The organism is Neoroseomonas rubea (assembly GCF_016106015.1).
Lineage (GTDB): Bacteria > Pseudomonadota > Alphaproteobacteria > Acetobacterales > Acetobacteraceae > Neoroseomonas > Neoroseomonas rubea.
Genome location: NZ_JACADQ010000367.1, coordinates 1 through 4,111, shown reverse-complemented (window position 1 = coordinate 4,111; position 4,111 = coordinate 1). Strand labels below are relative to the sequence as shown.

At 73.2% G+C, this 4,111-nt stretch carries 4 protein-coding genes and 1 pseudogene; 1 reads left to right on the top strand and 4 read right to left on the bottom strand.

The features are described from left to right. Nucleotides 1-183, bottom strand: a pseudogene (locus HW577_RS21910) (TIGR04282 family arsenosugar biosynthesis glycosyltransferase); the annotation flags it as partial. A gap of 19 nt (nt 184-202) precedes the next feature. Then, the gene (locus tag HW577_RS21905) at nt 203-874 is read right to left on the bottom strand and encodes a TIGR04283 family arsenosugar biosynthesis glycosyltransferase (protein WP_232475146.1); all 672 of its coding nucleotides are present in this window, start codon (nt 872-874) and stop codon (nt 203-205) included. A 139-nt stretch (nt 875-1,013) separates the two neighbouring features. On the opposite strand from HW577_RS21905, the gene HW577_RS21900 reads away from it, so the two are divergent. Next, entirely contained in the window at nt 1,014-2,159 is a 1,146-nt protein-coding gene (locus tag HW577_RS21900) for a PA0069 family radical SAM protein (RefSeq protein ID WP_198378239.1), read from the top strand. A gap of 65 nt (nt 2,160-2,224) precedes the next feature. On the opposite strand, the gene moaB is transcribed toward HW577_RS21900, so the two are convergent. Together moaB and HW577_RS21890 are read right to left on the bottom strand one after the other, a co-directional pair. Beyond that, nucleotides 2,225-2,764: a molybdenum cofactor biosynthesis protein B gene (gene moaB / locus HW577_RS21895; RefSeq protein WP_198378238.1), complete on the bottom strand. Its 540-nt coding sequence runs from the start codon at nt 2,762-2,764 to the stop codon at nt 2,225-2,227. Nucleotides 2,765-2,827: 63 nt separating this feature from the next. Beyond that, on the bottom strand, nt 2,828-4,111 hold a 1,284-nt coding region (locus HW577_RS21890; protein ID WP_198378237.1), incomplete at its 5' end, for a hydantoinase/oxoprolinase family protein.

Genomic DNA, 4,111 nt, shown 5'->3' with positions numbered 1-4,111 from the left:
GCGCGGCGTGGTCGCGAGCAGCGTCCGCCAGCGCCGGTCCCGCGCGATGGGCCGCGCCACCGCCGCGAGGGTGCCGGCATAGAAGCGCAGCGCCGCGCGGTCACCGATGCCGCGCGCGAGGCGGCGCTTCACGGTGCCCAGGCGCGGCGCCCGGGCGAACAGGATCACGGTCGGTCTGATCATCGCCAGCCAGCCAAGCGCATCAGCGGCGACGGGCATAGAGCCGCGCGATGCGCGCCGGTGAAACGCCAAGGAACCATAGCGCCAGGCAGCCGAGGTTGCGCGCCGAGCGCCCCCACCATCCGTCCCGCCGCCAGCGCTCGGCCGAGGTGACGAAGGGAATGTCGAGGCCGACCAGCCGGGCGCGGCCGAGCCGGCGCACCAGGTCGACATCCTCCATGATCGGCAGCGGGCGGATGCCGCCGATCGCGACCAGAAGGTCACGGCGGACCAGCAGGCCCTGGTCGCCATAGGGCAGGGCCAGAAGGCGGCAGCGCCAGGCGACCGCACCTTCCAGCCGGCGCGCCTGGGGCGCGGGATCGTCGAGGGCGAAGCGGAAATAGGCGGCGCGGCCGGCATTGGCTGGATCGGCCATGAATGCCGCGACAGCCGCCTGCCACCCCTGCCCCGGCCGCGTATCCGCGTGCATGAGGAGGAGCCAGGGCGTTGTTGCCACGGCGGCGCCGGCCGCCAACTGGCTCCCGCGTCCGCGGGGGGCGAGGACGATGCGCGCGCCAGCGGCCCCGGCGATGGCGCGGGTGGGATCGGTGCTGCCGCCATCGGCGAGGATGACCTCCGCCGCCGCGCCGGACAGCGCCGTAAGCGTCGCGGCCAGGTGCGGCGCGGCGTTCAGGGCCGGAATGATGATGGACAATTCATGGTTTGTTCCCATCGACCCACCCCATTCGTAAAAATCGCATTAACCACTCGTTCCCTTCTTGTTCTTGACTCTCCAGGCGGGCCTGGCCAGGATACGAGAGAACAAAGCAAGAACTCCGAGAGGGATCCTTGCCATGCCCGATGGTACCGCCTTCCTCGACACGCCCGGCGCCGAGCCTCCCCTGCCCCTTCCCCCGGCGGCCCGGAAGGGCCGCGGCGCCGGGCTCAACCCACCCAACCGCTTCGAACGCAGCGCACGGGAAGCCTTCGACGATGGCTGGGGGACGCTCGAGGCCGCATTTGCCGACCTGCCGCCGCTGCCCACGACCCTGACCAAGGATCACGCGAAGTCGGCGCTCGCCTGGAACGAGAGCCCGGATATCGGATTCGACCGCGCCGTGAACCCCTATCGCGGCTGCGAGCATGGCTGCGTCTATTGCTACGCCCGCCCGTCCCACGCCTATCTGGGGCTGTCCCCGGGCCTCGATTTCGAGACGCGGCTGCTGTTCAAGCCGGACGTGGCGGTGCTGCTCGAGAAGGAGCTGCGCCGCCCGGGCTATATCGCCAAGCCGATCGCGCTGGGGTCCAACACCGACCCCTACCAGCCCGTCGAGCGCACCCTGCAGCTGACGCGCGCGGTGCTGGAGGTGCTGGACCGCTTCGACCACCCGGTCACGATCGTGACCAAGTCCGCCGGCGTGCTGCGGGACATCGACATCCTGCGGCGGATGGCCGAGCGGAACCTGGTGCGGGTCTGCCTGTCGGTGACCACGCTCGATCCGCGCCTCGCCCGCATCATGGAACCGCGCGCCGCATCCCCCGAGCGGCGCCTGGCCGCGATCCGGAATTTGTCCGAAACCGGCATTCCGGCCGCCGTGCTGGCCGCGCCGATGATCCCGGGGGTGAACGACGCGGAGCTGGAGACGATCCTCGAGCGTGCCGCGGCCGCCGGGGCGACCAGCGCCGGCTATGTGCTGCTGCGCCTGCCGCTCGAGATCAAGCAGCTGTTCGAGGACTGGCTCGCCCGCCACATGCCCGACCGCGCGGCGCGCGTCCTTTCCCTGATCCGGCAGACCCGCGGCGGCGCGCTGTACGACAGCCGCTTCGGCGTGCGGCAGAAGGGCACCGGCGCCTATGCCGACCTGCTGGCACAGCGCTTCGCGGTCGCGGCACGGCGGCTCGGGCTCGAACGGCGCGGCGGCGGGACGGGGGCGCTCGACTGTTCCCACTTCCGGGTGCCGGAGGCCGTGGGCGGGGCGACGCAGCTGGCGCTGTTCTAGGGTGGCGTCCGGTGGCCCCGACACGGTACGGGCCGCTGCCCGGCACGCCACGCGCCGGGCGCCCGTCACGCCGCCGTCAGGTGTTCCTTCAGCCGCGGCATCAGCTCGACCAGGTTGCAGGGCCGGTGCCGGCTGTCGAGCTGCCACTTCAGGATGTCGTCCCAGGCATCCTTGCAGGCGCCGGTCGAGCCCGGCAGCGCGAACAGGTAGGTGCCGTCCGCCACGCCGCCCAGCGCGCGGGACTGCATCGTCGAGGTGCCGATCTTCTGGTAGCTCAGCATGCGGAACAGTTCGCCGAAGCCCTCGATCTCCTTCTCGAGCACGCGTTTGAACGCCTCGGGCGTCACGTCGCGGCCGGTGATGCCGGTGCCCCCCGTGGTGATGACGCAGTCGACCGCCGGGTCGGCGATCCAGCGGCGCAGCAGCACCTCGATGGCGTCCGCCTCGTCGCGCACGATCTCGCGGGCGACGCAGCGGTGGCCGCCGGCCTCGATGCGTTCCTGCAGCGTCTGGCCGGAGCGGTCGGTGGACAGGTCGCGCGTGTCGCTCACGGTGAGGACCGCGATGTTCACCGGCAGAAATGGCAGCTTGTCATCGATCGGCATGGTGGCCCTCCGAGGCCCCGCAGAATGGGTCCGGGGGCATGGCGTCGCAAGGTCGCGCGCGGCCTATGCCTCCCGCGTCAGCAGCAGCGCGCCGGACGGATGCATCGCGGCGCGCCAGCCCGGCGCGACGAGGGTCGTCGCGTCCAGCTGCGTGACGATGGCCGGCCCGGCGAAGCCGGCACCCGCACCAAGGCGCGCGCGGTCATAGACCGGCGCATCGACAAGCCGGCCGTCGATCAGGATGCCCTGCCGTCCGACCTCGGCCCCCGCGGCGCCGCCGCGTTCCGCTTCGGCCGGCGCGGGCGCGGGCAGCACGCCGGTCGCCTCGACGCGCAGCGTCACGATCTCCATCCCGACGCCCGGCAGGTCGAAGCCGTACAGGCCGCGATGGGCGGCGGCGAAGGCGGGGCCGAGCGCCGGCAGATCCGCCGGCTCCCGCCACGGCACGGGGATCTCGTGGCCCTGTTCCTCGTAGCGCATCAGCGCGACGCGGCGGATGCGGCGGTCGTCCGGCGCGACCTCCTCCTGCGCGAACCACTCCGCCGCCTCGGCCTCCAGCGCCGTGAACACGGCGTGCAGCCGCGCGGCATCGGCACGCGCGAGGGGTTCGGCGACGCTGCGGGTGAACTCGGCCTTGAGGTCGGCCGCGAGCAGACCCTGCGCGCAGAGCACCCCCGGCGCGGGCGGCACCAGCACGCGCGTGATGCCGAGCAGGTCGGCAAGCGCGCAGCCATGCAGCGGCCCTGCGCCGCCGAAGGGCACGAGGGTGAAGTCGCGCGGATCATGCCCGCGTTCCACCGAGACGACGCGGATCGCGCCGACCATGTTGTTGTCGGCAATGGCGAGGATGCCCCGTGCCGCCGCTTCCAGCCCCAGCCCGAGCGGTTCGGCCACGCGCCGCACCGCCGCCTCGGCGAGCGACCGGTCGAGTGCCATCCGCCCGCCGAGCAGCGCCGCCGGCAGGTGGCCGAGCGCCATGTGCGCATCCGTCACCGTCGCCTCGGTGCCACCGCGCCCATAGCAGGCGGGGCCCGGATCCGCGCCGGCGCTCTGCGGCCCCACGGTCAGCGCGCCGTCGGCGCCGAGCCGCGCGAGCGAGCCGCCGCCCGCGCCGATCGTGACCATGTCCACCATGGGCAGGGCGAGCGGCCAGGGGCCGACGCGCCCGGACTGGGTCAGGCCGATCTCGCCCTTGGCGATCAGGCAGATATCCGCGCTGGTGCCGCCGATATCGACGGTGATGATGTCCCCGATGCCGGCCGCCGCCGCGACGGTGCGCGCGCCGACGACGCCGGCCGCGGGACCCGACAGCGCCGTCTGCGCCGGGGCGCGGCGGATCGAAGCCGC

What these genes read in the sequence shown, in the direction of transcription:
- HW577_RS21900 (WP_198378239.1), top strand. Translation starts at nt 1,014, where the DNA reads ATGCCCGATGGTACCGCCTTCCTCGACACGCCCGGCGCCGAGCCTCCC.
- moaB (WP_198378238.1), bottom strand. Translation starts at nt 2,764, where the DNA reads ATGCCGATCGATGACAAGCTGCCATTTCTGCCGGTGAACATCGCGGTC.